The sequence below is a fragment of the Dyella terrae genome (genome assembly GCF_022394535.1).
Classification (GTDB): Bacteria; Pseudomonadota; Gammaproteobacteria; order Xanthomonadales; family Rhodanobacteraceae; genus Dyella.
Genome location: NZ_CP089414.1, coordinates 989,377 through 1,015,652, shown reverse-complemented (window position 1 = coordinate 1,015,652; position 26,276 = coordinate 989,377). Strand labels below are relative to the sequence as shown.

Here is a 26,276-nt window from a genome sequence, read left to right as displayed (position 1 = left end):
AACTCCACCAAGGTGGGGCGGATCGAGAGCGATTCAATCCAGGCGCCGCGCCGCGTGTCGCCCGCGACTGATATCTGTGACGCGCGCCTGGGCTTCGTCCACGCGATGGGCCGGCAATAAGATCTCAAGGTCCACGCCCTCGGCGCCAAAGTCCTCGCGCGTAATCTCAGCCTCCAGCTCCCGCAGGCGTGCCTTGAGCAATGCCAGTTCTGCGAAGTCGCAGCGCAGGCCCAGTCGCGCCATGGCCACGATGGGCACGCGCTCGGCGCGACGCAGGCACTCGGCTGCCGTGCCGCCATAGGCGCGCACCAGGCCGCCTGCGCCGAGCTTGATGCCGCCATACCATCGCGTCACCACCACCACGGCGAGGTCAATGCCCTGGCCCTCGATGGCCTGCAGGATCGGCCGACCCGCCGTACCGCCGGGTTCGCCATCGTCGTTGAAGCGGTAATCCTGGCCAATGCGATAGGCCCAGCAATTGTGTGTGGCGGCTAGGTCGCCCACCTGTCGCACAAAAGCGAGTGCCTGTTCGGGCGTCTGCACCGGGGCGGCCTGGGCGAGGAAGCGGCTTTTCTTGATGTCCTCACTGTGCTGGCATGCACTGGCGAGGGTATGCAGCGTGTCACTCATGATCAGGTAGCTGCGCTCGCAGGTCGTCGGGCAAGGCCATGTCCGGGTGCGTCTTCTGGAAGGCCGCGAGTCGCTGCAGGGCCTCGTCACGGCGATGCAGGGCGAACAGCTGGCGGATCTTGTCCAGCTCCTGAACCGGTGTATCCGACGGATTGGCGGCAGTGGCGTCCGCTGCGGGCATGGGTGCGGGCGCCGCCATCACCTTCATGGCGGTAGCGCGATAGGCCTGTCGCTCGGACAGACCCCCGACGACCGCAGTCGGCGCGGAATTGGCCATGGCGGAGGGCGCCGCCGCTATCGGCGAGGGTGGTGCAGGCGGAGGTGGCGCCGGGGCAGGTGCGGCGGCGATGCTTTCCTGTGGCGACGGTTCCACGGGCATGGTGGATGCCTCGGTCACCGCTGGCGGCGGGGCGGGTGCCGGCATGGCGACAGGCACCACAATCTTCGGTTTCATGGCAGAGCGAATGTTGTCCTGTTCGGACAACGGGGATGGCGCCGCGCGCCGGGCCATCTTGGGGGCGGGGGCCGCAGCGGGTTCGGGCGCAGTCACGATGTCGGGCGCCGGAGGTGCGGGAGGCGTTGCGGGTTGCGCGGGCATCGGTGCCGGGGCAGGTGCCGCGCTTGCCGGCACGCTGCTCGCGCTCGGTATCTGAGGCACGTTCGACGGCTGCAACATCATGCGCCAGCCCAGGCCGGCAGCCACCACAAGCATGGCGACGCTGGCAACGGCGACGGGCCAGCGCGGCACGGAGTGGCGTTGCGCGGGGCGCACGGCGTCCGCTGCCGCGCGTTTGATCGCGCGATCGAGTGCGGGCGACGGCTCCTTGCGCGGCAGGCTGCGATAGAGCGCCTTCAGCTCGTCTTCGCCCGGCAGCGCGTCGTTGTCGTGGTCGTGCGTGCTCATTCGGCCAACTGCTCGCGCAAACGGTTCATGGCATAGCGCAGTCGCGACTTGGCGGTTTCGCGCCCCACGCCGGTGATTTCGGCGATCTCCTCTACGCTCAGGTCGTTCTCCAGTCGCAGCAACACGGCGGTGCGCTGCTCATCTGGCAGCTGCTCGATGGCCATTTGCAGGCGCCGCCGACGCTCGAACTCCGACAACACATGTTCTGGCTGCTCGTGTTCGTGGGCCGCGGCTTGTTCGAAAACGCGCTCCGCCTCGTCGCCGGTAGCCACCGGGCGCTTACGCCGATGGTTGTCAATCAACAGGTTATGCGCGATCTGCAGTAGCCAAGTGGTGAATTTCGCCTGCGGCGTATAGCGCGTGCGCGAGGCGATAACCCGGCTCCAGGTGTCCTGGAAAAGCTCTTCGGCCAGTTGCGGATCACGCGCGGTGCGCAGCAGAAAACGATACAGGGCCCCGCGGTGGCGCGCGTACAGCGTGTCGAACGCCGCCGACTCGCCCCGAGCATAGGCAAGCATCAGCGTCGCGTCGTCGTCCACAGGGGCATCCATGGGCGGCGAGGTTAAGGCAAACCGGCCTTGGCGGTAAGCGTCAACGCGCGATGGGGCATGAAATGGCCGTGGAGCAGCGGGCATGGTGCATGGGTTTTATCGACGGATACATGTCGATGGAACGCATGGCAGAGCGGGGTGGGGTTAATCCCCGGTATAGCGGGGTTACTGGGGCGAATAAGCCCACACCTTAGATTCCGCATCAGTGCTCAGGATGCGTCCATTGCGACGAATCAGGTGCTCGGTGGTGCGCTCGCGTGCCAAGGTCATGTCGCCAAGCCGGGCGGTGTACACGGTTTCCACCGTTGCGAGCTTGCGGTTCACCGTCAGCTCAATGCTTTTGATCTCCAGCTCAATGTCCAGTTCGATCAGGCCGCCGCTGGCCGCGCTAAGTCGCTTCATCAGGTCGAGGTTTCGCCGCATCTGTTTGCACAAATCTTCCTTGCCATAATGCCGCTGCACGCTCTGTTCACCTTGCCGCAGCGTCTCGTCGCCGACAAAGTCCTCGCTCATGTGCGCGCAGATCGCGTCGGCATCGAAGCGACGAAAGGCATCTACGTGGTCTGCGTAGGCGGCATTGATCTGCCTTTCTGTCATGCGATGGCTGTAGTCGAAATGCCACCACGCCGCGCCAGCGAGTATCACCAGCAAAATCCACTTCACCATATTGCCTCCCTGTGTTGGCTAGCCGATCGCCGGCCTGCCGCGCCTGCCATCCGTGGATGCGCGTAAATTCTTGCGACTATGGCATGGGGCGTGGGAGCTGTCAGCTAGGACGAGCGGCTATCACTTTCGTCAGGGGACGATGGCGCCGGCCTCAGGATGACTGAAGTCCCTCGGCTTGGGCGACCGGGTGAGCCGGAACACCCCCTCCCGTACCAAACGCGGTAGCACAACATCCAGCACGGTGGTCTGGTGCGGGGCGAGGATCTGGAGAAGATCATCCTTTGCAGCGGTCGTGGCGATCGCATGGTGCACGAGGCCGCTCAGGTCGCCGGGTTCGATGGCGGCGCTGTAAGGGCGATGGCTGCTGGTGGCCGCGCGCAGCGTGCGACGGCTGTTGTTGGGATCTGCCACGCGCGGCGCGCCAGCCAGCATGGCGTGGTTGAGCAGGAACGTGATCACGTGGCCGTGGCGGCTGTTGGCCTGTCGATCGAGCATGAAGCCCTGCGGCATCCAGTCGGGGTTCGGTGGCGTTCCCGCTTTCAGCAGCCACCGCGCGCCCACCAGTGGCTCGCCAGCTTCGTCGGTGAGGCGTACGACCAGCATGCTGCGCGGATCGTGGATGTGTACGCGCGCGGGGAAGGGGCCTGCCGTTTCCAGTTCGACCCGACGTGCATCGCGCTGCGCGTTCTCGTCATCGAACGCATCACAAAGGCTCCGATAGCCCTTCGCATCATGTACTCGCATACAGCGGAGCAGGGCATCCACGGTGGCGACTGGCGCTGACGCCATGATGCCCTGGTCGGTACCGGAGTGAGATGCCCCAGGTATCAGCTTGAACGCCGTGCGCGGTGCCGTGGTGACGTTGAGTGCGAGCGTGTCAGGGGCACCGCCACTTTCCCTGGCGAGCACCGCGTGCTGCGCGTTGAGGTTGGCTGCCGCCATGCGAACGACACCGTCGGAGCCATCTTCACCGGTGTAGGTGTTGATGTGATCGTAGAGTGCGCGGTCCGGGCGGTCGCCAGTAAGCACGAACAGGAACTGGTTCCGCTCGCTGGGATCGCCACCGTGGATGTGATCGAGATTGAGCGACAGCGATTCGGGGCTGCCCAGTTCCAGCCAATCGAGGATGCGCCGTCCAGGCTCCACGCCGCCGGCCCATGCCTGCACGCGTGCCAGCATGCCCTTGCCGAGCTGGGCGAGTGCGGAGCCGAAATTGGCGGGCGCCAACATCATCAGATGCGTCAGGCGGATCGTGCTGAAGGCATGAGGGCGCTCGCGCTGGGCGCGCAGCCACTCGCGCACCACCGGGCCACCGGTGGAATGGGTAATGCAGGCAAAGCTGGCGTCGTGCAAATGTAGATCGCGCAGGGCATGGTCGAAGGCGCGCACCACGTCGGGCATGGTGACCGCGTCGTCGAAGCTCACGTACTCGGATAGCCAGATGTCGGTCACGTTCAATGCAATGCCTTCCGCAGCAGCTTGTGCCTGCAATTGCCGCGGCAGCGCGCCATACGTCGATGTGTTGGTCACGCTCCAGCCGTGCACAAAAACAAGTGTGGTCATGAACCGGTTTCCCGTGTTGCTCCGTTGTCCACTCGCCTAATGCCGGCCGTGTCCATAGGCCGACAGATGACAAGGTTATGAGCTATCGCCTCGCCGCGGCGTAAGGCCCTAAGATGCCATGCCTTCCATGGAGCGGGGAATCCGCATGCTGACTGTCCTGTTCGTGCTGTTGCTGGTGTCTGTGCTGCTGTATCGCCGTCGTTGGCGAAAGATGGGGCGCGCACTGCTGGCATTGACCGTGCTGTTGTTCTTTGGCATTGGTTGCGGTGCGCTACCCAGGTTGCTGTCGGACAGCCTGCAGCACGGTTATGAGGTGAGCCCATCTATTGCCTGGGCGCCGCGCAATGCCATCGTGGTGCTCGGTGCGGGCACGGCGGTGGTGGAAGACCAGCCATTGCAGCCATCGTTCTTCGTCGACGGGCGTTTGTTGCGGGCCGCACAGTTGTATAGCGCGTGCAAGGCGGCGGGAAAGGAGTGTCGTCTGGTAGCCAGTGGTGGTGACTCGCAAGCGCATGGCGAGGCGGAGGCCGTGGTCTACGGCAGGGCGCTGCGCGCGCTCGGCATTCCCGAGGCGGATATCTCGCTCGAGTCCCGCAGCATGAGCACGTGGCAGAACGCGCAGTTCACTCGCCCCATGCTTGCCAGCTACGCGCCCCAGCACATCGTGCTGGTGACATCGAGCATCCATTTGCGCCGCTCGCTGTTGTACTTCGCCCACTTCGGCATCGTGCCGCAGCCGGTCGCGGGCGACTGGGTCAATGCTCGTCGTGAAGTCGCCCCCGATTCGTGGGATTTCTTCCTCATGGATGCCACGCTGCACGAGTACTTGGGCATCCTGCGTTACCGCGTTTACAGCGTGATGGGATGGAACGCACCGAAGGCGCCGCCGCTGGGTCTCTAGCGCGAGATTTTCCGTTCATTTTCCAGCCAGCTACTGAGCTCATATCCGCGTAACCTTGCGCGGATTTCCTGCCTACCGGCCTTCCTGATGCACCCCGATAAGTCTTCCGACCCGCACTCGCGTGCGGCGCTTCCGCTCGCCCCGTCGTTGGACCCCACACTCAGCGATGCCCACATGCCACGCCGTTTCCGGCCGCTGGGGCGGCGGGTGTTGTGGATCTGTTTTCTGGCGATGGTGCTGGGTTCGGTCGTGGCTTTGGTCGCCCGTGTATTGACCGGTTTGATCGGACTGGTGACCAATCTCGCCTTCTATGGGCGTATCAGCACCGAGTTCAGCAGTCCCGCAGGTAACCATCTGGGGCTGTGGGTCATCGCCGTACCGGTGGTTGGTGGTCTGATCGTCGGGGGCATGGCGCGCTGGGGTTCACGCGCTATCCGTGGCCACGGCATTCCCGAGGCGATGGAGCAGGTGCTGCTCAACGAAAGCCGCATCCCGCCGCGCATCACCTGGCTCAAGCCGGTCTCCTCCGCCATTGCCATCGGCACGGGTGGTCCCTTTGGTGCGGAGGGTCCGATCATCGCAACCGGTGGCGCGCTGGGCTCGCTGGTTGGCCAGTTGCTGCACGTCACCGCCGACGAACGCAAGACGTTGCTTGCCGCTGGCGCCGCGGCGGGCATGGCGGCGGTGTTCTCCGCGCCGATTTCCTCGGTGCTGCTGGTCATCGAGCTGCTGTTGTTTGAACGCCGCGCGCGCTCATTGATTCCCGTGGCGCTTGCGGCGGTCATCGGCACGGCCGTTCGCTACATGCTGGAGGGGAACGAGCCCATGTTCCCGATGCCCGATATCGCTACGCCGGCACTTGGCGCCGTGGTGGCCTATATCGTCATGGGCATCATCACCGGTGTGGCGAGCGTGGGTATTACCAAGCTCACCTATGCCATCGAGGATGGTTTCGAAAAGCTGCCGATCCATTGGATGTGGTGGCCAGCCATCGGTGGCGTGGTGGTGGGTGTGGTGGGTTACTTCATGCCGGCCACGCTGGGTGTGGGCTACACCAATATCGCGGCGCTGATTGCCGGGCAGATCGGTTTCGCCGGCATGCTGGCGCTGTGCCTGATGAAGCTGCTGTCGTGGTCGGTTGCCTTGGGTAGCGGCACGTCTGGTGGCACGTTGGCGCCACTGTTCACCATCGGCAGCGCCCTTGGTGGCGTGCTGGGCTTGCTGTGCGTGAACTGGCTGCCGTGGTTGCATGTGGATGCGCGCGTGGCTGCGCTGGTGTGCATGGCCGCCATCTTTGCCGGTGCGTCTCGCGCCTTCCTCACGTCGGTGGTATTTGCCTTCGAAACTACTCAGCAACCGCATGGCCTGTTGCCCTTGCTTGGCGCGTGCGCCGCTGCGTATCTCGTTTCCGGCTTGATGATGCGCAACACCATCATGACGGAGAAGATCGCCCGTCGCGGCGTTCGCGTGCCGGCCGAATACGCAGCGGATTACCTGGAGCGCATCTCCGTTGGCGAAGCCTGTAGTCGCCAGGTGGTGAGCCTGCGGGCATCGGAGACGGTGGGCGAGGTGCGGGCATGGCTGGCCACGGAAGCGGCACCAGCCAACCACCAGGGCTTCCCGGTGATCGATGGCGAGGGTCGTCTACTGGGTGTGGTAACTCGTCGGGATCTACTGCGCACGGCTGCGCCCATCGATGCCGCGGTGCAGTCGTTGCTGGGGCGCCCGCCCATCGTGGTGCGCGAGGATCACACCTTGCGCGAAGCCGCCGATCACATGGTTGAGGCCGACGTGGGTCGCTTGCCGGTGGTGTCGCGCGATGGCCGGATGGTGGGCATCGTCACGCGTGGCGATCTGCTCAAGGCACATGCCCAGCGTCTGCGCGAAGCGCACGAGGCGAGCCGACACCTTGGTGCAAAAACAAAACCGGCTGTGTAAGAGCCGGTTTTGAGGCATCCGGGCGGACTAGTCCGCCCGGGATGTTTCATCAGGCCGCTTTCAACGACGCGATGTCGATCACGAAGCGATAGCGCACGTCGCTCTTGATCACGCGCTCGTAGGCGACGTTGATGTCCTTCATGTCGATCACTTCGATGTCGCTGACGATGTTGTGCTCAGCGCAGAAATCCAGCATTTCCTGCGTCTCGGCGATGCCGCCGATGGCGGAACCGGAGATGGAGCGGCGGCCCAGCAGTACCGACACGGCCTGCACCGGCGGGTCGAGCGGCTGTAGCTGACCGACCAGGCACAGCACGCCGTTGATCGCGAGCGTGTTGAGGTACGGATTCAGATCGTGCGGGTTCGGCACCGTGTCGAGGATGAACTCGAACTGGCGTGCCACGGCCGCCATCTGCTGCTCGTCGGTGGAAAGCACCACGTGGTCGGCACCCAGGCGACGCGCTTCCTCTTCCTTGCCCGGCGAGCGGGTGAACAAGGTGACGTCAGCGCCCATCGCCTTAGCGAACTTCAGGCCCATGTGGCCCAGGCCGCCGAGGCCGATCACAGCGACCTTGCTGCCCTTGCGCACGTTCCAGTGACGCAGCGGCGACCAGGTGGTGATGCCGGCGCACAGCAGCGGCGCGGCAGCCTTCAGGTCCAGCTTGTCGGAGATGGACACCACAAACTTGTCCGACACCACGACGCGCTCGGAATAGCCGCCGAAGGTCAGTGAACCATCCTGGCGGTCCTTGTCGTTGTAGGTCCAGGTGGCGCCTTGCTCGCAGTACTGCTCAAGCCCGGCATGGCACGAGGCGCAATGCTGGCAGGAGTCGACCATGCAGCCGACGCCGACGGTGTCGCCGACCTTGAACTTCGTGACCTCGCTGCCCACTGCGCTGACGCGGCCGACGATTTCGTGGCCGGGCACCATCGGGAACGTGCTGCTGTTCCACTCGTTGCGGGCCTGGTGGATGTCGGAGTGGCAGACGCCGCAATACAGGACGTCGATCACCACGTCATCCGGGCGGGCGGCGCGGCGCTCGAACTGAAACGGCACCAGCGGCGTGGTGGCGGACTGAGCGGCATAGCCGCGGGTAGGAAACGTCATGGCGTGACTCCTTGGGGATGGAACGGCGAGGCCGCGAAGTATGGGTGCCGGACAGGGTCGCCGGGTAGCCGGATCCTGCGAAATGATTGCCTGATTCTGCAGTGTCTGCTGCAAAAGACTCCCCATGCGGCGGAGGAACGGGCAAGCTTGTCCTGCATAAAAAGGTGGCAAGTCCATGAACGAAAAGCTTTCCCGTCTCGACGTCCCAGCGCGCCTGGCGCTGGATGGCGAGGAATTGACAGCACGGGTTGAACGATTGGCGCCGGCCGAAGGCGTGTGCGGCACCGCTTGGCCGGCGCTGGTTCTGTATCGGGCCAACTCGACCGGCGTGCCGACGTGCGCGATGTACGAGCCCGGTCTGGGTCTGGCCCTGCAGGGCGCCAAACAGATCCTGCTGGGCCAGCAGTCCTTTCTGCACGAGCCGGCGTCGTACATGATGACGGCAGTGGATGTGCCCGTGTCGGCCCAGGTGGTGCGGGCCTCGATCGACGAGCCATGCCTGTGCCTGACCTACCGGCTCGATCTGCAGCGCATTCGCGAACTGCTGCCCGAGGTGCAAGGGCATCGGGGCGCGGCGGTCTCGGCGCCCGGTCTTTCGATGAGTCCGCTGGATGGTGGGTTGCTCGATCCCCTGCTACGACTGGTGCGACTGCTCGACACGCCGCATGACCTCGCCATGCTGGGTCCGCTCATTGAGCGCGAACTACTGTATCGCCTGCTGACCGGCGAGCAAGGCGCGCGGCTGGCGCAGATCGCCACGTCCGGCAGCCAGGGCCACCAGATTTCGCGTGCGATCGAATGGTTGCGCCGCCACTACGACGAGCCCTTGCGCATCGACGAGTTGGCGATGCGGGTGAATATGAGTGCGTCGTCGCTGCACCATCATTTTCGCGCCATCACGGCCATGAGTCCGTTGCAATATCAGAAGCAGTTGCGGCTGCAGGAGGCGCGCCGCCTGCTGTTGGCCGATCAGTGCGATGTCGCCACGGCGGCGCATCGCGTGGGCTATGAAAGCCCGTCGCAGTTCAGTCGTGAATACAGTCGTCATTTTGGTGTGCCGCCATTGCGCGACGTTGCCCGTATGCGCGTTTCGGATGCCGGAACCGCTGCCTGACGGCACTTGACTGCCGGCATCCGTGTGTCGACGCGCGCCGCGCGTGCAGGAGATGCCCGCGCGACAGGCTGCCAGGGAGCTTCATGAATCTCGCTTTGTTCGATTTCGATGGAACCATTACAACGCGGGAGATGTTTCGCCCCTTTATCGAGTTTGCCATTTCGCCGCGCCGCCGCGTCATGGGTACAGCCTTGCTTGCACCGATGGTGCTTGGCTACAAGCTTGGCTGGGTGTCTCCCAGCCTGATGCGTCGCTGCGCTGTGCAAGTCGGTTTTCGTGGTGTGCCGGAAGCGGACGCTTTCGCGCTGGGTGAGCAGTTCGCCCGCAAGGAGCTTCCCGGCGTGCTGCGCACGCAGGCGCTGGAGCGCATCCAGTGGCACCGGGAGCAGGGCGATCGGATTGTCGTTGTCTCCGGCGCTTTGGACGTCTATCTGTCCCACTGGTGTAGGGAGCACGGGCTCGAACTGCTGTGTTCGCGGCTGGAGTCGTACGAAGGCCGCCTTACGGGCCGCTATCGTGGCGAGCAGTGCGTGAACGCCGAGAAATCGCGTCGCGTACGCGATGCCTATGATCTGGCGAGTTATCCCGTGGTGTATGCCTACGGTGATACGAAGGAAGACCACGACCTGCTCGGCATCGCCCAGCGCCGCTATTTTCAATGGCGGGAACAGATGTAACCGGCTGCGGGCGCCCGTGGGGCGGTGACTCATGGGCGTCAGATGCAGCCCGTCCGGCGGGGCTTCTGCCCCATTAGTCATTCTTGCGAGGGGTAAGCCGTGCAGGCGACAGTAGCGCGGTCATCGATCTCGTTCGCGCTCGTCGCGACAGCCAGGAGGGCGTATGGAGAACCCGCATCGGATGGTGCTGGCGGAGACTTGATAGGGGCGCGTCATCGAAACCTGGAACATCGAGGGGAAGGGCTCATGAGTACGCTCAAACGTGACGCGCGAATCGCCGGGCTGATTTACCTGGCACTGACGCTGGTGGGGCCGTTCCGCCTCGTCTACATTCCGGGCGCATTGTTCGTCCATGGCGATGCAGCGGCGACCGTGCACAACATCGCGGCACACGACATGCTATTTCGGTTGGGCATCTTCAGTGACGTGGTCACGGGGACGATCAGTCTGTTTCTGACCTTTGCGCTGTATCACCTGTTTAAAGGCGTGAACAAGACCTTGGCTGCACTGATGTTCGTGCTCGGCTTCATGGATACGCCGCTGTACCTCTTCAACGTGCTCAACGACGTGGCGGCCCTGATGATGGTACAGGGTGGCGATTGGCTGGCGTCGTTCGACGTGTCTCAGCGCAATGCGTTGGCTTCGCTGTTCCTGCGCTTGCACGGTGAAATGATCACCTGTGCGGAAATGTTCTGGGGACTGTGGCTGTTCCCGCTAGCCCTGCTGGTCATTCGCTCCCGCTTCCTGCCGCGTTTTTTGGGGTACTGGCTGATCCTCAATGGGGCCGCTTACCTGGCCTTGTGCGTGTCGGGACTGCTGCTGCCTGCTTACGAAGATGCCGTTTCCAATGTTGCGTTCCCGCTGCAGTTCGGCGAGGTGGCTTTCATGCTGTGGCTGGTGATAGTGGGTGCGCGGCCACGCGCTGACGCTCCCATGGCATCAGCACAGGTATAGCGCCAGCACCCATCGCAAGCCCTTGACCGTGCCTTACGGCACTGGTGACGTCGTGCCGCTTGCCGCATCTATGGCCGTTCGCCCGTGCGTGCCGCCGGGCTATTCCCATGGGTCTATGCGTGAGAGTGCCGATGAAATCTGATCTACCCGTTCTGGGTCGTTTCGCCCGTGTGGGGCGTGGAGCCGTGTGGTGCGCGGCGGTGTTTGTACTGGGCGTCGCGGTAGCCCCCCTGGGCTGCCCATGCGGCGGAGGGCAAGGACGCCAAGCCGGCCGCGGAGGCCGCTGATAAGAAGGCCGATGCTGAACTGCCACCGCTGCCTGCGGACAAGACGATCAAGCAGAGCGTGCGCGTGGGCGGCCGCACGGTGTCCTACGAGGCGACGGTGGGCACCATCCCAGTGCGCGACGCCAAGGGCAAGAAGATCGCCGACGTGGTCTACACCTCGTACGTGGTGCCGGGGAGCGATCCGCACCGGCCGGTGACCTTCGCCTTCAACGGTGGCCCGGGTGCGTCATCGGTGTACCTCAACATGGGCGCCATCGGCCCCAAGCGCATCCAGTTCGGTGTGGACGGCGATGCGCCATCTGACGCCGCCATCACCAAAGACAACCCCAACACCTGGCTCGACATGAGCGACCTGGTGTTTATCGATCCGGTGGGCACGGGTTTCTCGCGCTCGCTGGAAGACGACGAGCAGACCAAGAAGGATTTCTACTCCAACGAAGCGGATATCAAGTACCTGTCACGCGTGGTGTATGACTGGCTGGTCAAGCATGGCCGTCTGCGCGCGCCCAAGTACGTGATGGGCGAAAGCTACGGCGGTTACCGCGCACCGCGTATTGCCTATGAACTGCAAACGCACATGGGTGTGGGCGTGAATGGCTTGGTGATGGTGTCGCCGTACCTCGACCCCGCCGCCATTGGCGATGGCGATGCGCTGTCACCGCTGCCGTGGATGATCAACCTGCCGTCCATGACGGCCGCGCATCTGGAAAGCGAGGGCAAGCTCACGCCGGCCGCCATGGCCGACGTGGAGAAGTACGTTCGCACGCAGTTCGTCACCGATTACCTGTCCGGCCGTTCCGATCCGGGCGCCATCGGTCGCATGGTGCAGAAGGTGTCGGCCTATACCGGCCTAGATCCGGCGGTGGTGTCGCGTCTGGACGGGCGCGTCGACATCGGCACGTACCTGCGTGAAGTGCATCGTTCCGACAAGAAGATCGGCAGCGTGTACGACTCCAACGTCACCGCGTTCGATCCGTTCCCGGGTTCGGCAGAGCGCCAGTCCGGCGACCCGATCCTCGAAGCGCTGCTGGCGCCGACGACCAGCGCCATGGTGGATTTCGTGACGCGCGAAGTGGGCTGGAAGACGGACGCGCACTACGAGGCCTTGTCGTACGCGGTCAACAAAGCGTGGGATCGCGGAAACGCGGATGACAAGCCGGTAGCGGATCTGCGCAAGGCCATCGGCAACGACCCGAACATGAAGGTGCTGATCGTGCACGGTTACAACGACTTGTCGTGCCCCTTCTTCACCTCGCAGCTGATCATCGACCAGATGCCGACGTTTGGACAGGCGCAGCGTGTGAAGCTGTCGGTCTATCCGGGTGGCCACATGTTCTACAGCCGTCCGGGCAGTGCGGAGTCCTTCAAGGCGGATGCCGCGACGCTCTACGGCGCGAAGTAAATCCCGTTTGTTCCATGAAAAAGGCCGCGCCTCGACGAGAGGTGCGGCCTTTTTTGTTGGTGCCTTGCGTGCGCTACTGCTGTACGCCGTCCGGTGCACGAACGATATAGCCACGCTGCTTGAGCTTGGCCAGGTAGCCGTCGGTAGACAGCAACTGGTCCATCGAAAGGATCGCCACCGTGTTTCGGTTGCGCAGGATGGCTTCTTCCGCAGCCTCCATCCATGCCGCCTCGATGCGCTGGGGCAGGTCGGGGATGTGCAGTTGCTTTTCGAAGTCGCCGTTGATCGACGATACGATGCACGGTTCGTAACTCTTCTGCGGCATCAGGCTTTGCAGTGTGCTCATGTCGCCAGTGGACCAGGCGTTGGCGCGCTGAGTCAGCTTGGGCAGGTCGTGCTCGACCAGTTGCATGGTCTCGTTGAGGCAGTCGATCCCTTGTTGCTGGTCGCTGTCGGCGGAGGTGGTGGGCGGGGCGCGGGTGACGATCAGTTGATAGCGCACGCCGATGATGCGGGTGCCGTGGTGGCGCGCGAGCTTCTCCACCATGTCGGACACGTCGACGTCGTTGCTCAGGTCGCTCGCGGCTAGCGCCTTCTCGTACAGCTGCTGGGCCACGATGATCGGGCGCATGTACTCCAGAGCGTCGTCGTCACCCAGGTATTGGTGGCGCAGCGCAACCCAGCGCTCATACATGTCGGGCGGCAGCAGTCGCGTCAGGGTCGCGCCACCGGGATTCAGTTTGGCCGATGGTTGCAAGGCGAGGCGCGCAAACAGGCTGTGTGGCATCTGCAGGCGCGCGGACGGTGCTTCCAGTAGTTCGGAGGAGCGGGCCAGGGCCTGCTCCAGCTTTGCCCATTGCCACTCGGCATGCTTGGGCAGCGGCGTGAGCGTACCGACGATCCATAGCGTGTGGTCGCCGCGACGCACCTCCCATAGCGCCGGCCCTGGTTGTTGGCCGTGCACAGTAACGGTCTGCAATTGCACGGCGGCTGCCGGTGCGGACACCGTCGTGGGCGGCGTGGGGCCGTTTTGCGCCCACGCGGACGTGGCAAGCGTCAGTGCGCCCAGCCACAGAACGGTTTTCACGTGCATCCGGCAAGCTCCTTGAAAGGACGCGACGGCTACAGCCCGCCGTGGCGGGCCTCATGATTGAACAATAGCCGTGATCGCGACGCCAGATGTGACGCGTGAAGACCACCATACAACCGAACCGGGGCGGCCGATCGCGTCCGCCCCGCCAGCGTTAACGCTTAGAAGACTTGGCGGAGGACAATGTACAGGCCGCCGGCCAGCAGGATAGAGGCAGGCAGGGTCAGTACCCAGGCCATCAGCAGATTGCGCACGGTGGACCATTGCAGTCCGGAACCGTTGGCGGCCATGGTGCCGGCGACACCCGAAGTAAGCACGTGGGTGGTACTGACCGGCAGGTGGAACATGTCAGCGGCTTGGATCAGCCCCATTGCCACCAGTTCGGCCGAGGCGCCCTGCGCATAGGTCAGGTGCTCCTTGCCGATCTTCTCGCCTACCGTCACCACGATGCGCTTCCAGCCAACCATGGTGCCCAGGCCCAGTGCGAGCGCGACGGCCACCTTCACCCACGGCGGAATGAACTGGATGGCCTGAGTGCCCAGGCCACGCCAGGCGGTCAGCGTGGCGGTCTGTTCCTTGCTGAGCCCCGGTTGCGCCAGCACCAGCGGAATGGCGGCGTTAGCCAGGTAGATGTCATTGCGCACGTTACCCATCTGATCGGGCGGCACGGATTTGAGTGAGGGGCGGTTGCCGACTTCATGATCGATCTGCCCGATGAGTTGGGCGAGTGCCGGTGCCGTCGTTGGTTGCGCCGTATGCTGCTGCACGGCGGCGGTAACGATGGCGCGCGGGTCACCATCGAACGTCACGCTGCCTGCGATGCCGCCAAGCACGCGTTGCGTGTCGACGGAAACCTGGTGGAAGGTCTTCACCTCGCCGCCGGATACCGCGCCATTCAGCGCGTACGCCGTGGGCACGGTGCCGATCAGAATCAGCATGATCAGGCCCATGCCTTTCTGCCCGTCGTTCGAGCCGTGGCTGAAGCTCACGCCGGTGCAGGTGAGCACCAGCAGGGCGCGGATGGGCCACGGCGGCGGCGTCTTGCCTTCGGGGGCGCGGTACAGGGCGGGAATCTTTACCAGTTGCTTCAGCAACAGCATCAGCAGGCCAGCGAGCAGGAAGCCAGCAATGGGGGAGAACACCAGCCCCCTGAACACGCCCATGGCGGCGTCCCAGTTCACGCCGCTGGTGCCACTGCGCGTGGAGATGAGCTGGTTGGCCAGACCCACGCCGATGATCGAACCGATCAACGTGTGCGAGGAGGAATTGGGCAGACCGAAATACCAGGTGCCGAGATTCCACAGAATGGCCGCGATCAACAAGGCAAACACCATGGCGAAGCCCGCTTGCCCGCCAACCTGCAGAATCAGCTCCACCGGCAGCAGCGATACCACGGTGAACGCCACCGCGCCTGATGAAGTGAGCACGCCGAGAAAGTTGAAGGTGCCCGACCAGATCACCGCCATGTTGGCCGGCATCGAGTTGGTGTAGATCACCGTCGCCACCGCATTGGCGGTGTCGTGGAAGCCGTTGACGAATTCGAATGCCAGGGCGATCAGCAGCGCCACACCCAGCAGAACGAAGGGCGCGATGGATTGCACGTGGATGCTGGATAGATCCTGCATCAGATGCAGTCCGGCATAGCCCGCGCCTACCAGCAGGATGACGCCGAATATCAGGGCGAAAATTCGACCGCTTCCTGGTCGTGCTGTTGCGGTGGAGACGACTGCGGCTTCGGTCTGCATGACATGCCCTTATGGTCGGTCTTGCGCAAGCTAATCACTCGCGCAAGACAGAGACATGACAGGAAAAGAAGCATGTGTTTCAACGCTGTAGCGGGAAATGACGAGATGGCAAATCCCGTCCTAAGCGCCGGACGTGACCATGGCGTCGAGCGTTTTTTCATGCGTTAGGTGTCGAGGCGGGTGCATTTCTCCGGACCTTGGGACGTCGATAGGCATCACGTTTCGCAACATTCAGACCGATCCGATAGATGTTGCCTGGGTCTCATCGCTACCGTCACCCGGCTTTGCGCCCGGCAGTCACGCCGGGCGTATGTGCATGCCACGGAGGATGTTCCACGATGTCCCGTAGTGCCGATGTTCGTTTCACCTTTCAACCATCCAGCGGCCTCGCCGTTCAAGTGGTTGAGTTTCGTCTCGAGGAATCCCTGTCCTCCCCCTTCAAGCTGACCGTTGACCTCAGCTCCGAAAACCCCGCCCTCGACTTCGGCCGCCTGCTGGACCAGCCTGCCTTACTCACGATCTGGCACGGCGAGCAAGCCGTGCGTTATGTCCACGGCATCATTTCCAGCGTCGAACAGGGCACGACAGGTTTTCGCCGGACGCGTTATCGCGTCCTTGTGGAGCCACAACTCGCACGCGCCGGCCTTCGCAGCGATTGGCGCATCTTTCAGCAACAAACCGTTCCGCAAATTCTGCAAACCGTGCTCAAGCGCAGCGGTATCACCGACATCGAACAAGCGCTTGCGAAAGAACACCTGCCCAGAGAGTTCTGCGTCCAACCCGGGGAGAGTGACTTGGATTTCTTCGCCCGCCTCAGCGGGGAGGAAGGTCTTTACTACGCCTTCGAGCACAGCGCCCAAGGCCACAAGCTGATTCAGGGTGACATGCTTTACACCCACGGCGTGATCCCCGGTGGCCCCGTCACCTACAACGCCACGCCGGGCGGCGATCAGGCCGAGCCCTGTATCGATTCCCTGCGTTATACCGAAAATGTACGAACGGCGATTCAGAGTCAGGCGGATTACAGCTTCAAACACCCGCAGTACGGTCAGCGCCACACCAGCACCGGCAACAACCTGAGTCATCAAGCCACGGATTACGAGCGCTTCGACTGGCCGGGGCGTTATAAGGTAGATGAGGCTGGCAAGCCTTTTACGCAGACACGCCTGCTGTCGCTTCGACGGGACGCGCAAGTCGCAAAAATTTCAGGCAATGACCCTAGACTTCAACCGGGGTATGCCTTTGATTTGGACGGCCATCCGCGCAACGCGTGGAACAGCGGATGGCGCACGACGCTCATGGTGCACACCGGCACCCAAGCCACCAGCCAGGAAGAAGACAGCGCCGAGGCCACGGTAGGCACCCACTACAGCTACACCGCCGAGATCATTCCCGACCGTGTCGAGTGGAAGCCGCCGATTATCCCCAAGCCACACATCGACGGCCCGCAGATGGCCTTCGTCGTCGGTCCAAAAAATGAAGAGATTTTTTGCGATGAATTCGGGCGCGTACGGGTCCAGTTTGTATGGGATCAGTACGGCAATCGCGACGAATACAGCTCCTGCTGGGTACGCGTGAGCCAGAACTGGGCCGGTGTGGCGTGGGGCCATATGGCGATACCACGCATCGGGCAGGAGGTGATCGTCGGCTATATCGATGGCGATTGCGACCAGCCGATTATCATCGGCCGCACGTACCCGGCGACCAATCCGCCGCCCTACGAATTACCGCGCTACAAGACGCGGATGACCATCAAAAGCCAGACCCACAAAGGGAAAGGCTACAACGAGTTGGCGTTCGAAGACCAGAGCGGCGCTGAAGAAATAATAGTCCACGCGGAGCGTGACCAAAATATCACCGTCAAGAACGACGAAACCACGCAGATCGGTAACGACCGCAAAGAAAACGTCGCGCGTGACGAAACCATCAGCATCGGTCGCGACCGCACGGAGAGTGTGGGCGACAACGAACAAGTCACTATCGGCAAGGACCGCCGTCACACCGTGGGGCAGGATGCGTTCCTTACCATCGAGCGCAATTACACCGTCAACGTCGCGAAGGACCGCGTCGAGTCGGTGGGTAACAACCGCCGCGACCAGACCACCGCAAACCATATCAGTGACGTGGGCGGGCACGTTGAACAGAGCGTGCAAGGTCATCACAAGCTTAGCGCGGGGCAGAGCATCCAGCGACAAACCCAGCACTATGAGTTGCAAGCCGGTGAAGTGGCGACGATACGCGGCCCGGGTGGCAGCATCACCATTGACGACAGCGGCGTCACCCTCGAAGGCTTGGCCATTCGTCTAAAGGGCCCCATCGTCAGGGAGGGCGGCAAGGGCAATGTGTGGGGCATCCACGGCGTGCCCCATGTGGCGCAACCGGGCGACTTCTGTCTCGAATGCTTTCTACACGCGGCCGCGTCGGGCGGCGGGCTGGTGCCGGTATGAATAACGCATACCTTCTTGACGGTGCGCTGCTACGGCAACACGGCCTAACGCTCGATACGCTGGCGCTTGCTGACACCGCCTATCTTTATAGCGACCTAGGGCAAGACGCCGCTAGCGTGGGGCCGATTCTGCTGCCGGAAACCCCGGCGGCGCTGGCCTTCGCCAATAGCTTGATCAACGCCGAGGACAGCCGGCGCTTTGCGACAAGCTTGCTCACGTATCGCGGCCCTCTAGAGAGCCTGCGCGATCACTTGTCGCAGCTTCGCTACCTCGAAACCACCCACGACAACCCACGACACTACTTTCTGCGCTACGCCGATATGCGCGTGTTCGAAGTGCTTGCTGGCGTGGTTACGGCGGAACAGTGTCGTGGCCTGCTAGGGCCCATTGTCCGCTGGTCCTTCGTGGCACCGGACAAAACGTTCTTAGAGCTCAGCCCGCCCGGTCCACCGAACGGCGCCATATCTGCATTGCCGCTGCGCGTTTCCCCGAGCCAGCTCGACAGCTTTCTCCGCAACAGTCGCTATCACGAATTGCTTCACGCCACGCTGGCCCATCGCCCAGGTCTGGCCCAGCGCGGCAATCTGGGACAACAACATGCATGGACACAGCAAGCGCATGACTGGTTGCTGGAACAACACATCCAGCACGGCGGCTTGCAAGTTGTCGTGAATGAGGCCGTGTGGCGGACGCATGGCGCGGCGTTGTCCTCAAGCGAGTTCATCGCACTGGTGCAACAAGGTACGGACGATCGACAGCTTGAGCGCGCGCGGGTGTGGTCCGCAAAGCACGCGGTGGCGTGATGTGTATCAAAGAGCCATTGATGGCCTCGACGCCGCGATGCGGTCGCGTCTGCGCGCGGGCTGGGCTTCTCCTGCTTGTGGTGATGGGCTTGACCGCGTGTCAGTGGTCGCCGCCCGCCGAGCCGAAAGAAGAGGTGATGCTCACGGGCATCGACCATCTGCCGGATCACCTGAGCGTGCAGGATTTCACCGTCGATGGCACGGAAGGCTTTCAGGCGGGCAAAGGGGGAAGCATCGTGTGCTGCGCCCTCCTGCCGGCGCACTGGACGCCCGGCTTAATGGTGCGGGTGCGCTGGAGCGAGGACAACTGGCGGGACTGCGGTGGGGTTTGGCACGAAGCCAACGTGCCGGTCGCGCGATACGACTACCCCGCGCATATGTACGTGCATTTCATGCGCGACGGGTCGGTGCGAGTGGTGTCCACCGACAAGGGCTACTGGCCGCCGGGTTATCCCGACCCGGATAACGATATCCCTCAGAAAGAGCCGTGGGACGTGTGGCAGCCGATGCAGCATTGCCCGCAGTCGTTTTCTCACCCCGATATGCACGAGATGTAAGGATGGAACCTAAATGGACCTGAAAATTGGCATGCATCCCCTTGGAGCGACGCCGGGCATCGTTCATGTGTTTCCCTCGCGTATTCCACGCACGGAGCACTGCGAGGTGCCGTTGAATATTGCTGTCTTCATGGATGGCACCGGCAACAATAAAGACGACGACGAGGGAGGCAAGGCAGGCTCACAGCTTGTTCGGCGCAAGCAAAGCAACGTGGCCCGCCTGCACGCGGCTTTTCCCGATAAACCCGAGCAGGGCTATTACCGTATCTATGTCGAAGGGCTAGGCACTCCCTGCCGCGCCATCGGCGAGAACACCGCAACGGCGTTAGGCAACGCTGCGGGCCAGGGCGGCGAGGGGCGCATACATCTGGCGCTGCTGCAGCTATTGAATACGGTGGTGCGCGCCGCCTCGCCGGGACAATTGGCGACCGTGTTCGATGAGAAGACCATTAAGGCGCTGTGCCGCAACGGTTCCCGGGGATTGTCGCCGGGCTTGGCGGACGTCCGGACGAGCAACCCGTCATTGATCGTGCCCGGGTTGGGGCCGGCGGTACACGAGGAATGGTCACCGTATGCCGGCCCCGATGACGAGGACGCGCTTCGGGGGGGTGAAGCGCTCCATGGTGGGCGGTTTGCTGATGGATGGCCTGAGCACGAACCGCGAGCGGGCGACCAGTTTCTATCAGGTACAGATGCGCCGCATCGAGCAGATGATTGCGCTCTCGCCGCGGCCCAAGCCGGTAGAGATTTTGCTAGAGGTGTACGGGTTTTCGCGCGGCTCCGCGCAAGCGCACGTGTTCGTAGCATGGCTGTGCGAGCTGGCCGCGAACGGCATGCTGTGTGGCTTGCCGTTGACGATTCGCTTTGTGGGCTTGTTTGATACGGTGGCCTCCGTGGGCGTGCCGAATGCACCGGCCAGCACGTATAACCTGACCAACGGCCATATGTCATGGGCGCAACCGCAGTGGCTGCGCATGCCGGCGGCGGTGAAAAACTGCCTGCACTTGGCGGCCATGCATGAGAACCGCGCCGCGTTTCCGGTGGAGCTGTTGCGCACCGGTGGGGGTCTGCCCGCCAACTGCCAAGAGTTTGCATTCCCCGGCATGCATTCGGATGTGGGCGGGGGCTACGCGCCGGACGACCAGGGGCGCGGCACGCTCCAAGGCAGCTTAGACGAACGGGATAGCGAGAAGCTGTCGCAGGTGTCGTTGTCGATCATGCTGAGAGCGGCACAGGCGGCGGGGTCACCCATGGATACTAGTAACGCAGTTTCACAAACCAGCGCCTATAACCCCTTTTTAGTGCACGACAAGATCAAGGCGGCCTACCAAAACTTTCACGGCACCTTCAGCGGCGAGGCACGCCAGATGGGCAATTGGCTGTTGGCCTACTTGGCGTGGCGTTATCAGGTGCGCGACCGGTACGCACAACTGCCGTGGCGGCGACGTGCCAACGCGGAAGATATCGACGCCCTGGAGGGTGCGAACGCGCTGTTGCGTAACGATATCGCGGCACTGGATAACACCAACAGTATTTGGAAACAGATGTATGCAATGGCCCGCACGGCGTCCTCACCGTGGGGCATGTTTGTGCATAACGACCTGGGCACCGTGCGCCGTCTGGCGCCCGAGGCGCGTGAGGTGCTGCAACGCATACGCGCTTACCCCGCCGTGAGCGATGCGGAAGCGCAGCTATTTAGCACGTACCTGCACGACTCGGTCGCGGGCTTCCGACCGTGGGACAGGGTGAACCAGGCCGTCCACGCGAAGGTGGTCTCACCGTATCTTCTGCTAGAGGGTTACCTGCGCTATCGCCGTTTTTGGACGGGCGACAATCAGGCTTTGACGCTGGCGATAGAGCCGCCCGATCCCGACTCCTACGAGGAAAAGGCCAAGGCGATGCAGCAGGAAGTCAACATGAAAGGGTACGGCGTGCAGGACATGTTTCCGCCGGGCGGTTGGCGATAACGCCGTGACACCCACCATGGGCTACGCCCCACATGACATGCACATTTCATAGAGGAATCACGCCATGCGCGCCATTGTTTTAGTTGGCCATCGCCACGAATGCCCTATGCACGGCACCGGTACAGTGGCCAGTGGTGACCCCGAGGCCACCAGCGATGGCCGCGCCATCGCACGTATCGGCGATACGACGAGCTGCGGCGCCACGATCACCACGGGGTCCACGGACTTCACGCTCAATGGCCGAGGTGTGGCTCGCCAAGGTGACCGCACCAGTCATGACGGAATCTTGCCTGAGGGTGATCCCGACATGATGACCGACTGACGAGCCGATTCACTTGAAAGCCTGACTCCATGGGTGATTCCCATGGAGTCGATTGTCGAAATCAGCGCTCGCGCATCACCATGAGACGTAGCTCGGTCATGTCCTCGATGGCCCAGCGCACACCTTCGCGGCCGATGCCGGAGAGCTTCACGCCGCCGTAGGGCATGTTGTCGACACGGAAGCTGGGCACGTCATTGACCACTACGCCGCCCTGGTCCAGCTCATTCCACGCACGCATGGCGTTGGAGAGGCTGTCGGTGAAGATGCCGGCCTGCAGGCCATAGTCGGAGTCGTTGACCATGGCCACGACTTCGTCGAAGTTGCGGAACGGTGTGAGCAGGGCGAACGGGCCGAAGGCTTCCATGCGATGTGCCTTGGCGCTGGTGGGTACGTTCTCCATCAACGTGGCTTCCAGCATGGCGGCTTTGCGTTTGCCACCGCACAGCACGTTGCCGCCACCCTTGCGTGCTTCCTCGATCCAGCCGTGCAGGCGTTCGGCGGCGGCCTCGTCGATCATCGGGCCGAGGAAGGTGTCCTTCTTCTTCGGGTCGCCGGCCTTGAGCTTCTTCACGGCCGCAACCAGCCGCTTCTTCAGTTCGTCATACAGCGATTCGTGCACGTAGATGCGCTGCACGCTGATGCAGCTCTGGCCGGATTGATAGAACGCGCCAAATACGAGGCGGTCGATCACATGATCGAGATGCGGCCCCTGGTCGGCGTCGATGATGCACGCGGCGTTGCCGCCGAGCTCCAGCGTCACCTTCTTGTGGCCGGCGCGCGCCTTCAAATCCCAGCCGATCTGGCTGCCGGTGAAGGAGAGCAGCTTGAAGCGCGGATCTTCCACCAGTGGGCCGGCATGCTTGCCATCCAGGTTGAGGATGGAGAACGCGCCTTTGGGCAGATCGGTTTCCGCCAGCACCTCGCCAATGATGAGTGCTCCGATGGGCGTGCGCTCCGCTGGCTTCAGCACGAACGGACATCCGGCGGCGATAGCGGGCGCAACCTTGTGCGCCACCAGGTTCAACGGAAAATTGAACGGTGTGATGAACGACACCGGGCCCAGCGGCACGCGCTTGGTGTAACCGTGGTAGCCGTCGAGGCGTTTGGCGATATCGAGATTGATCGTTTCGCCGTTGATGCGTACGGCTTCTTCCGCCGCAATGGAGAAGGTCTCGATCAGGCGCGTGACTTCACCGTCGGAATCTTTGATCGGCTTGCCTGCTTCGACGCACAGTGCATAGGCCAGTTCCTCGCGGCGCTCTTTGAAGCGTTGCACGCAATGCTGCAATACCTCCTGTCGGGCCCAGGGCTTGAATTCGCGCATGGGGATTGTCGCCTTTACTGCGGCGGCAATGGCCTTCTCGACGGCCTTGGCATCGGGCACGGCCACCTTGGTGGCGACCTTGCCGCTGTACTTGTCCAGGACGTCCATCGTTTCCTTGGACGTCTGCGGCTGGTTGGCGAGGTAATAGGGGTAACGCTTGGCAAGCATGGGTGACTCCGGCACGTTAGCTCAGACGGCTGCACTGAGCCGCGGGATTTCTTCGTTGAGAATGCGGTGATTGTCCGAGTAGTCGATCGCAAGGTCGATAAGGTGCACGCCGCCCGCGTTGAAAGCGCGCTCCAGCGTTGGCAGGAATTCGTCGGCGCTCGCGGGGCGATGCCCATGCGCGCCGTGGGCTTCGGCAAAGAGGACAAAGTCGGGGTTGCCAAACAGCATGCCGTAATCGGGATAACCCATCTCCGCCTGCTTCCAGCGGATCATTCCGTAGGCATCGTCGCGCACCAGCAGAATCACCAGGTCGAGCTTCAAGCGCACTGCGGTTTCCAGCTCCTGTGCGTTCATCATGAAGCCGCCGTCGCCGCAGATGGCGAGCACCTTGCGCTCCGGGTACACCATTTTTGCGGCCATGGCCGAGGGCAGGCCGGCACCCATGGTGGCCAGTGCGTTGTCGAGCAGAATAGTGTTGGGTTGACGTGCGCGGTAATAGCGCGCGTACCAGATCTTGTACATGCCGTTGTCCAGACACAGCATGCCGTCGTCGGGCATAAAGCGGCGCGTGTCGTCAACGATGCGCACCGGGTGCATGGGGAAGCGGTCGTCGCGCGCGTGGTCCTGCAGCTGTTTGTGGAAAGCGTTTCGCACGCGATTGAAGTAATCGAAGTTCCAATGCTCCTGCGGCTGCAGTGCGTCGGTAAGGCGTTCGATGGTGTGGGCGATGTCGCCGACGACTTCGATCTGCGGGAAGTACACCGCATCCACTTCCGCGCTGGAGAAGTTGATGTGGATCACTGTGCGTCGGCCCTTGCGCATGAGGAACGGCGGCTTTTCCACCACGTCATGGCCGGCGTTGATGATCACGTCGGCGGCATCGATGGCGCGATGCACGAAGTCGCCATCCGATAGCGCGGCATTGCCCAGCCACAACGGGTGATCTTCGTCGATCACGCCCTTGCCCATCTGTGTGGTGAAGAACGGAATGCCCAGCTTGTCGACGAAGTCGCGCAAGGCGACGGTGGTCCGCTGCCGGTTTGCGGCAGCGCCGATCATCAGGATGGGATGCTTCGCGCGGGTGATTGCTTCGGCGGCCTGCACCAGTGCCGCATCGTCGGGCGCGGGGCGGCGGGCGTATTCGGTGGGAAGCAGGATGGCCTCGTCGACTGTGTCGCGGGCGATATCTTCGGGAAGCTCCAGATGTACGGCGCCGGGGCGTTCTTCTTCGGCGCGGCGAAAGGCTTCACGCACGCGCGCCGGAATGGTCGGGGCGGACACGATCTGCCGCGTGTACTTGGTCAGCGGCTGCATCATGTCGACCACGTCGACCAGTTGGAACAGACCCTGCTTGTGCTCACGGATCGGCTTCTGGCCGGTGATCATCAGCATGGGCATGGCGCCCAGCTGTGCATACGCTGCCGCGGTCACCAGGTTGGTGGCGCCGGGGCCAAGGGTGGACAGGGCAACGCCGGCTTCGCCGGTGAGTCGTCCCCACGTGGCGGCCATGAAGCCCGCGGCCTGCTCGTGACGGGTGACGATGAGACGGATGGAGGATTCGCGCAATGCTTCGACGAAATCCAGGTTCTCTTCGCCGGGTACGCCGAAGATGCTGTGCACGCCTTCGGCTTCCAGTGCTTTCACGAACAGTTGCGCTGCCTTCATGCCTCGCTCCTCGCATTGAAGCGCGAAGGATGCGATATGGATCGTTCAGGGCGCGTGAGGCGTGACGGGACGCTAGGCGTCCTTCTTGGTGACCACTAGTGGCAGCTCGCCATCGGCGAGTCGTGCTCGCACGGGTGTGCCTTCGTTGATGCCAGTGGCCGACCGCAGCACTTTGCCGTCCTTGTCGAAAAGGATGGAGTAACCGCGCTCCAGCGTGGCCAGTGGGCTGATGGTATGCAATGCACGCCCCGTCTGTCGGAGCATGAGCTGATCGCGCTCCATCTTGCGCTCGATGGCATGACGCAGGCGTTGCATCAATTCGGCCGAGCGCCGCTGTAACAGCGTCAGCCGTAGCTTCGGATGCTGCGCGAGAAGCTTCGCGTGCGTGCGCTCCAACTGGCTTCGACGAATCTGCGCCTGCTCGCGTTGCACGCCCAGCAGGCGCCGATGCAAGTGGGTCAGGCGTTCGCGGTCGCGGGCCAGTCGTGCTTGCGGTCGCTGGGCTTGCAGGCGCGCGAAAAGATGGTCCACGCGTTGGCTGCGCGATTGCAGTCGTCGTTGTTCCAGCGTCACCAGTCGTTGTTGCAACTGGTGCAGGTGACGTTGCAATGCATGGGCATCCGGCACCAGCAGTTCAGCGGCGGCGGATGGTGTGGGCGCGCGCAGGTCGGCCACGAAGTCGGCAATGCTGAAGTCGATTTCGTGACCCACGGCGGACACCACGGGCACTGCGCTGGCGTGGATGGCCCGGGCGACGTGCTCATCGTTGAAGGCCCAGAGGTCTTCCAGCGATCCGCCGCCGCGCGTCAGTAGCAGTACGTCGTAGCGTCCGCTCGCCGATGCCCGGCGCAGCATCTGCACGATCGCCGGCGGCGCCTCGCGACCTTGCACGGGGACCGGCAGCACCTCCACGTCGGCGAGCGGCCAGCGGCGGGACATCACGCTGAGCACGTCGCGAATAGCCGCGCCGGTGGCTGAGGTAATGACGCCGATGCGTCGCGCATAGCGGGGCAGGGCGCGCTTGCGGGCGGGATCGAACAGCCCCTCCGCATCCAGGCGCGCCTTGAGTTGTTCAAACTCGCGTTGCAGGGCGCCTTCGCCAGCCGGCTCCATATGCTCGGCGACCAACTGGAATTCGCCGCGTGGCTCGTACAGCCCCACGCGGGCTCGCACCAGTACATGCATGCCGTCGCCGGGGCGGAATTTCAGCCAGGTGGTCTTGGGGCGAAACATGGCGCAACGCACCTGGGCGTTGGCGTCTTTCAGGGTGAAATACAGATGCCCTGAAGCTGGCCGAGCAACGTTCGACAGCTCGCCTTCAATCCAGATCAGCGGCAGTGCGTCTTCCAGCAGATCCCGCACCAGTCGGTTGAGCGAACTGGGCGTCAGGATCTGGCGCGGCGGCGGGCCGGCCTGGTCGGGGCTGTAGTCGTCGGACGAGCGCATGAAGGGGCGAGCCTAGCATGGGGAATGCAGGGATTACATTCGCTTGC

At 63.2% G+C, this 26,276-nt stretch carries 23 protein-coding genes; 12 read left to right on the top strand and 11 right to left on the bottom strand.

The window, feature by feature from the left end; all coding sequences use genetic code 11:
* Positions 1 to 33: 33 nt before the first annotated feature.
* The 5 genes from DYST_RS04120 to DYST_RS04100 form a co-directional block, all read right to left on the bottom strand.
* Positions 34 to 630 carry an IMPACT family protein gene (locus DYST_RS04120; RefSeq protein ID WP_239950284.1) on the bottom strand — a complete coding sequence of 199 codons (597 nt, stop codon included), beginning with the start codon at positions 628 to 630 and terminating at the stop codon, positions 34 to 36.
* Complete coding sequence (locus DYST_RS04115) at positions 623 to 1,534, bottom strand: hypothetical protein (protein ID WP_239950282.1); 912 nt, start codon at positions 1,532 to 1,534, stop codon at positions 623 to 625. The genes DYST_RS04120 and DYST_RS04115 overlap by 8 nt, the downstream gene beginning before the upstream one ends.
* Positions 1,531 to 2,085, bottom strand: a complete 555-nt coding sequence (locus DYST_RS04110) for an RNA polymerase sigma factor (RefSeq protein WP_102302695.1) — start codon at positions 2,083 to 2,085, stop codon at positions 1,531 to 1,533. The genes DYST_RS04115 and DYST_RS04110 overlap by 4 nt, the downstream gene beginning before the upstream one ends.
* Before the next feature lie 165 nt (positions 2,086 to 2,250).
* Positions 2,251 to 2,751: a hypothetical protein gene (locus DYST_RS04105; protein WP_239950280.1), complete on the bottom strand. Its 501-nt coding sequence runs from the start codon at positions 2,749 to 2,751 to the stop codon at positions 2,251 to 2,253.
* A 129-nt stretch (positions 2,752 to 2,880) separates the two neighbouring features.
* Positions 2,881 to 4,314 (bottom strand): phospholipase, encoded by a 1,434-nt coding sequence (locus DYST_RS04100; RefSeq protein ID WP_239950278.1) that lies wholly within the window; start codon positions 4,312 to 4,314, stop codon positions 2,881 to 2,883.
* 145 nt (positions 4,315 to 4,459) lie between these two features.
* On the opposite strand from DYST_RS04100, the gene DYST_RS04095 reads away from it, so the two are divergent.
* Together DYST_RS04095 and DYST_RS04090 are read left to right on the top strand one after the other, a co-directional pair.
* Positions 4,460 to 5,215 carry a YdcF family protein gene (locus DYST_RS04095; protein WP_239950277.1) on the top strand — a complete coding sequence of 252 codons (756 nt, stop codon included), beginning with the start codon at positions 4,460 to 4,462 and terminating at the stop codon, positions 5,213 to 5,215.
* A gap of 174 nt (positions 5,216 to 5,389) precedes the next feature.
* The gene (locus DYST_RS04090) at positions 5,390 to 7,153 is read left to right on the top strand and encodes a chloride channel protein (protein WP_239950275.1); all 1,764 of its coding nucleotides are present in this window, start codon (positions 5,390 to 5,392) and stop codon (positions 7,151 to 7,153) included.
* A gap of 49 nt (positions 7,154 to 7,202) precedes the next feature.
* Here DYST_RS04090 and DYST_RS04085 read toward each other — a convergent pair whose 3' ends face one another.
* Positions 7,203 to 8,261: an NAD(P)-dependent alcohol dehydrogenase gene (locus DYST_RS04085; RefSeq protein ID WP_239950272.1), complete on the bottom strand. Its 1,059-nt coding sequence runs from the start codon at positions 8,259 to 8,261 to the stop codon at positions 7,203 to 7,205.
* 175 nt (positions 8,262 to 8,436) lie between these two features.
* Here DYST_RS04085 and DYST_RS04080 point away from each other — a divergent pair, with 175 nt between their 5' ends.
* From DYST_RS04080 to DYST_RS04065, 4 genes are all read left to right on the top strand, one after another.
* Positions 8,437 to 9,375, top strand: coding sequence for an AraC family transcriptional regulator (locus DYST_RS04080; RefSeq protein WP_239950270.1), 939 nt, complete (start codon positions 8,437 to 8,439; stop codon positions 9,373 to 9,375).
* An 83-nt stretch (positions 9,376 to 9,458) separates the two neighbouring features.
* Positions 9,459 to 10,052 (top strand): HAD family hydrolase, encoded by a 594-nt coding sequence (locus DYST_RS04075; RefSeq protein ID WP_239950268.1) that lies wholly within the window; start codon positions 9,459 to 9,461, stop codon positions 10,050 to 10,052.
* A 246-nt stretch (positions 10,053 to 10,298) separates the two neighbouring features.
* Positions 10,299 to 11,006, top strand: coding sequence for a DUF4386 domain-containing protein (locus tag DYST_RS04070; protein WP_239950266.1), 708 nt, complete (start codon positions 10,299 to 10,301; stop codon positions 11,004 to 11,006).
* A 351-nt stretch (positions 11,007 to 11,357) separates the two neighbouring features.
* Positions 11,358 to 12,695: a S10 family peptidase gene (locus DYST_RS04065; protein ID WP_239950264.1), complete on the top strand. Its 1,338-nt coding sequence runs from the start codon at positions 11,358 to 11,360 to the stop codon at positions 12,693 to 12,695.
* Between the two features lie 73 nt (positions 12,696 to 12,768).
* Here DYST_RS04065 and DYST_RS04060 read toward each other — a convergent pair whose 3' ends face one another.
* Positions 12,769 to 13,788, bottom strand: a complete 1,020-nt coding sequence (locus DYST_RS04060; protein WP_239950262.1) for a TraB/GumN family protein — start codon at positions 13,786 to 13,788, stop codon at positions 12,769 to 12,771.
* Positions 13,789 to 13,946: 158 nt separating this feature from the next.
* Positions 13,947 to 15,530 carry an inorganic phosphate transporter gene (locus DYST_RS04055; RefSeq protein WP_239950261.1) on the bottom strand — a complete coding sequence of 528 codons (1,584 nt, stop codon included), beginning with the start codon at positions 15,528 to 15,530 and terminating at the stop codon, positions 13,947 to 13,949.
* 338 nt (positions 15,531 to 15,868) lie between these two features.
* Here DYST_RS04055 and DYST_RS04050 point away from each other — a divergent pair, with 338 nt between their 5' ends.
* From DYST_RS04050 to DYST_RS04025, 6 genes are all read left to right on the top strand, one after another.
* Positions 15,869 to 17,977, top strand: coding sequence for a type VI secretion system Vgr family protein (locus tag DYST_RS04050; protein WP_239950259.1), 2,109 nt, complete (start codon positions 15,869 to 15,871; stop codon positions 17,975 to 17,977).
* Positions 17,974 to 18,780: a DUF4123 domain-containing protein gene (locus DYST_RS04045; RefSeq protein ID WP_239950257.1), complete on the top strand. Its 807-nt coding sequence runs from the start codon at positions 17,974 to 17,976 to the stop codon at positions 18,778 to 18,780. The genes DYST_RS04050 and DYST_RS04045 overlap by 4 nt, the downstream gene beginning before the upstream one ends.
* 20 nt (positions 18,781 to 18,800) lie before the next feature.
* Entirely contained in the window at positions 18,801 to 19,337 is a 537-nt protein-coding gene (locus DYST_RS04040; protein ID WP_239950255.1) for a DUF3304 domain-containing protein, read from the top strand.
* Positions 19,338 to 19,350: 13 nt separating this feature from the next.
* Positions 19,351 to 20,217: a DUF2235 domain-containing protein gene (locus DYST_RS04035; protein ID WP_239950253.1), complete on the top strand. Its 867-nt coding sequence runs from the start codon at positions 19,351 to 19,353 to the stop codon at positions 20,215 to 20,217.
* Entirely contained in the window at positions 20,132 to 21,304 is a 1,173-nt protein-coding gene (locus tag DYST_RS04030; protein ID WP_239950251.1) for a phospholipase effector Tle1 domain-containing protein, read from the top strand. Before DYST_RS04035 ends, DYST_RS04030 begins: the two co-directional genes overlap by 86 nt.
* 64 nt (positions 21,305 to 21,368) lie before the next feature.
* A complete protein-coding gene (locus tag DYST_RS04025; RefSeq protein ID WP_239950249.1) occupies positions 21,369 to 21,626 on the top strand; it encodes a PAAR domain-containing protein in 258 nt (85 codons plus the stop codon).
* A gap of 61 nt (positions 21,627 to 21,687) precedes the next feature.
* Here DYST_RS04025 and DYST_RS04020 read toward each other — a convergent pair whose 3' ends face one another.
* From DYST_RS04020 to xseA, 3 genes are all read right to left on the bottom strand, one after another.
* Positions 21,688 to 23,118 (bottom strand): aldehyde dehydrogenase family protein, encoded by a 1,431-nt coding sequence (locus DYST_RS04020; RefSeq protein WP_239950247.1) that lies wholly within the window; start codon positions 23,116 to 23,118, stop codon positions 21,688 to 21,690.
* 21 nt (positions 23,119 to 23,139) lie between these two features.
* Entirely contained in the window at positions 23,140 to 24,783 is a 1,644-nt protein-coding gene (locus tag DYST_RS04015) for an acetolactate synthase large subunit (protein WP_239950245.1), read from the bottom strand.
* Between the two features lie 72 nt (positions 24,784 to 24,855).
* Positions 24,856 to 26,229, bottom strand: coding sequence for an exodeoxyribonuclease VII large subunit (xseA, locus tag DYST_RS04010; protein WP_239950243.1), 1,374 nt, complete (start codon positions 26,227 to 26,229; stop codon positions 24,856 to 24,858).
* Between the last annotated feature and the right edge of the window lie 47 nt (positions 26,230 to 26,276).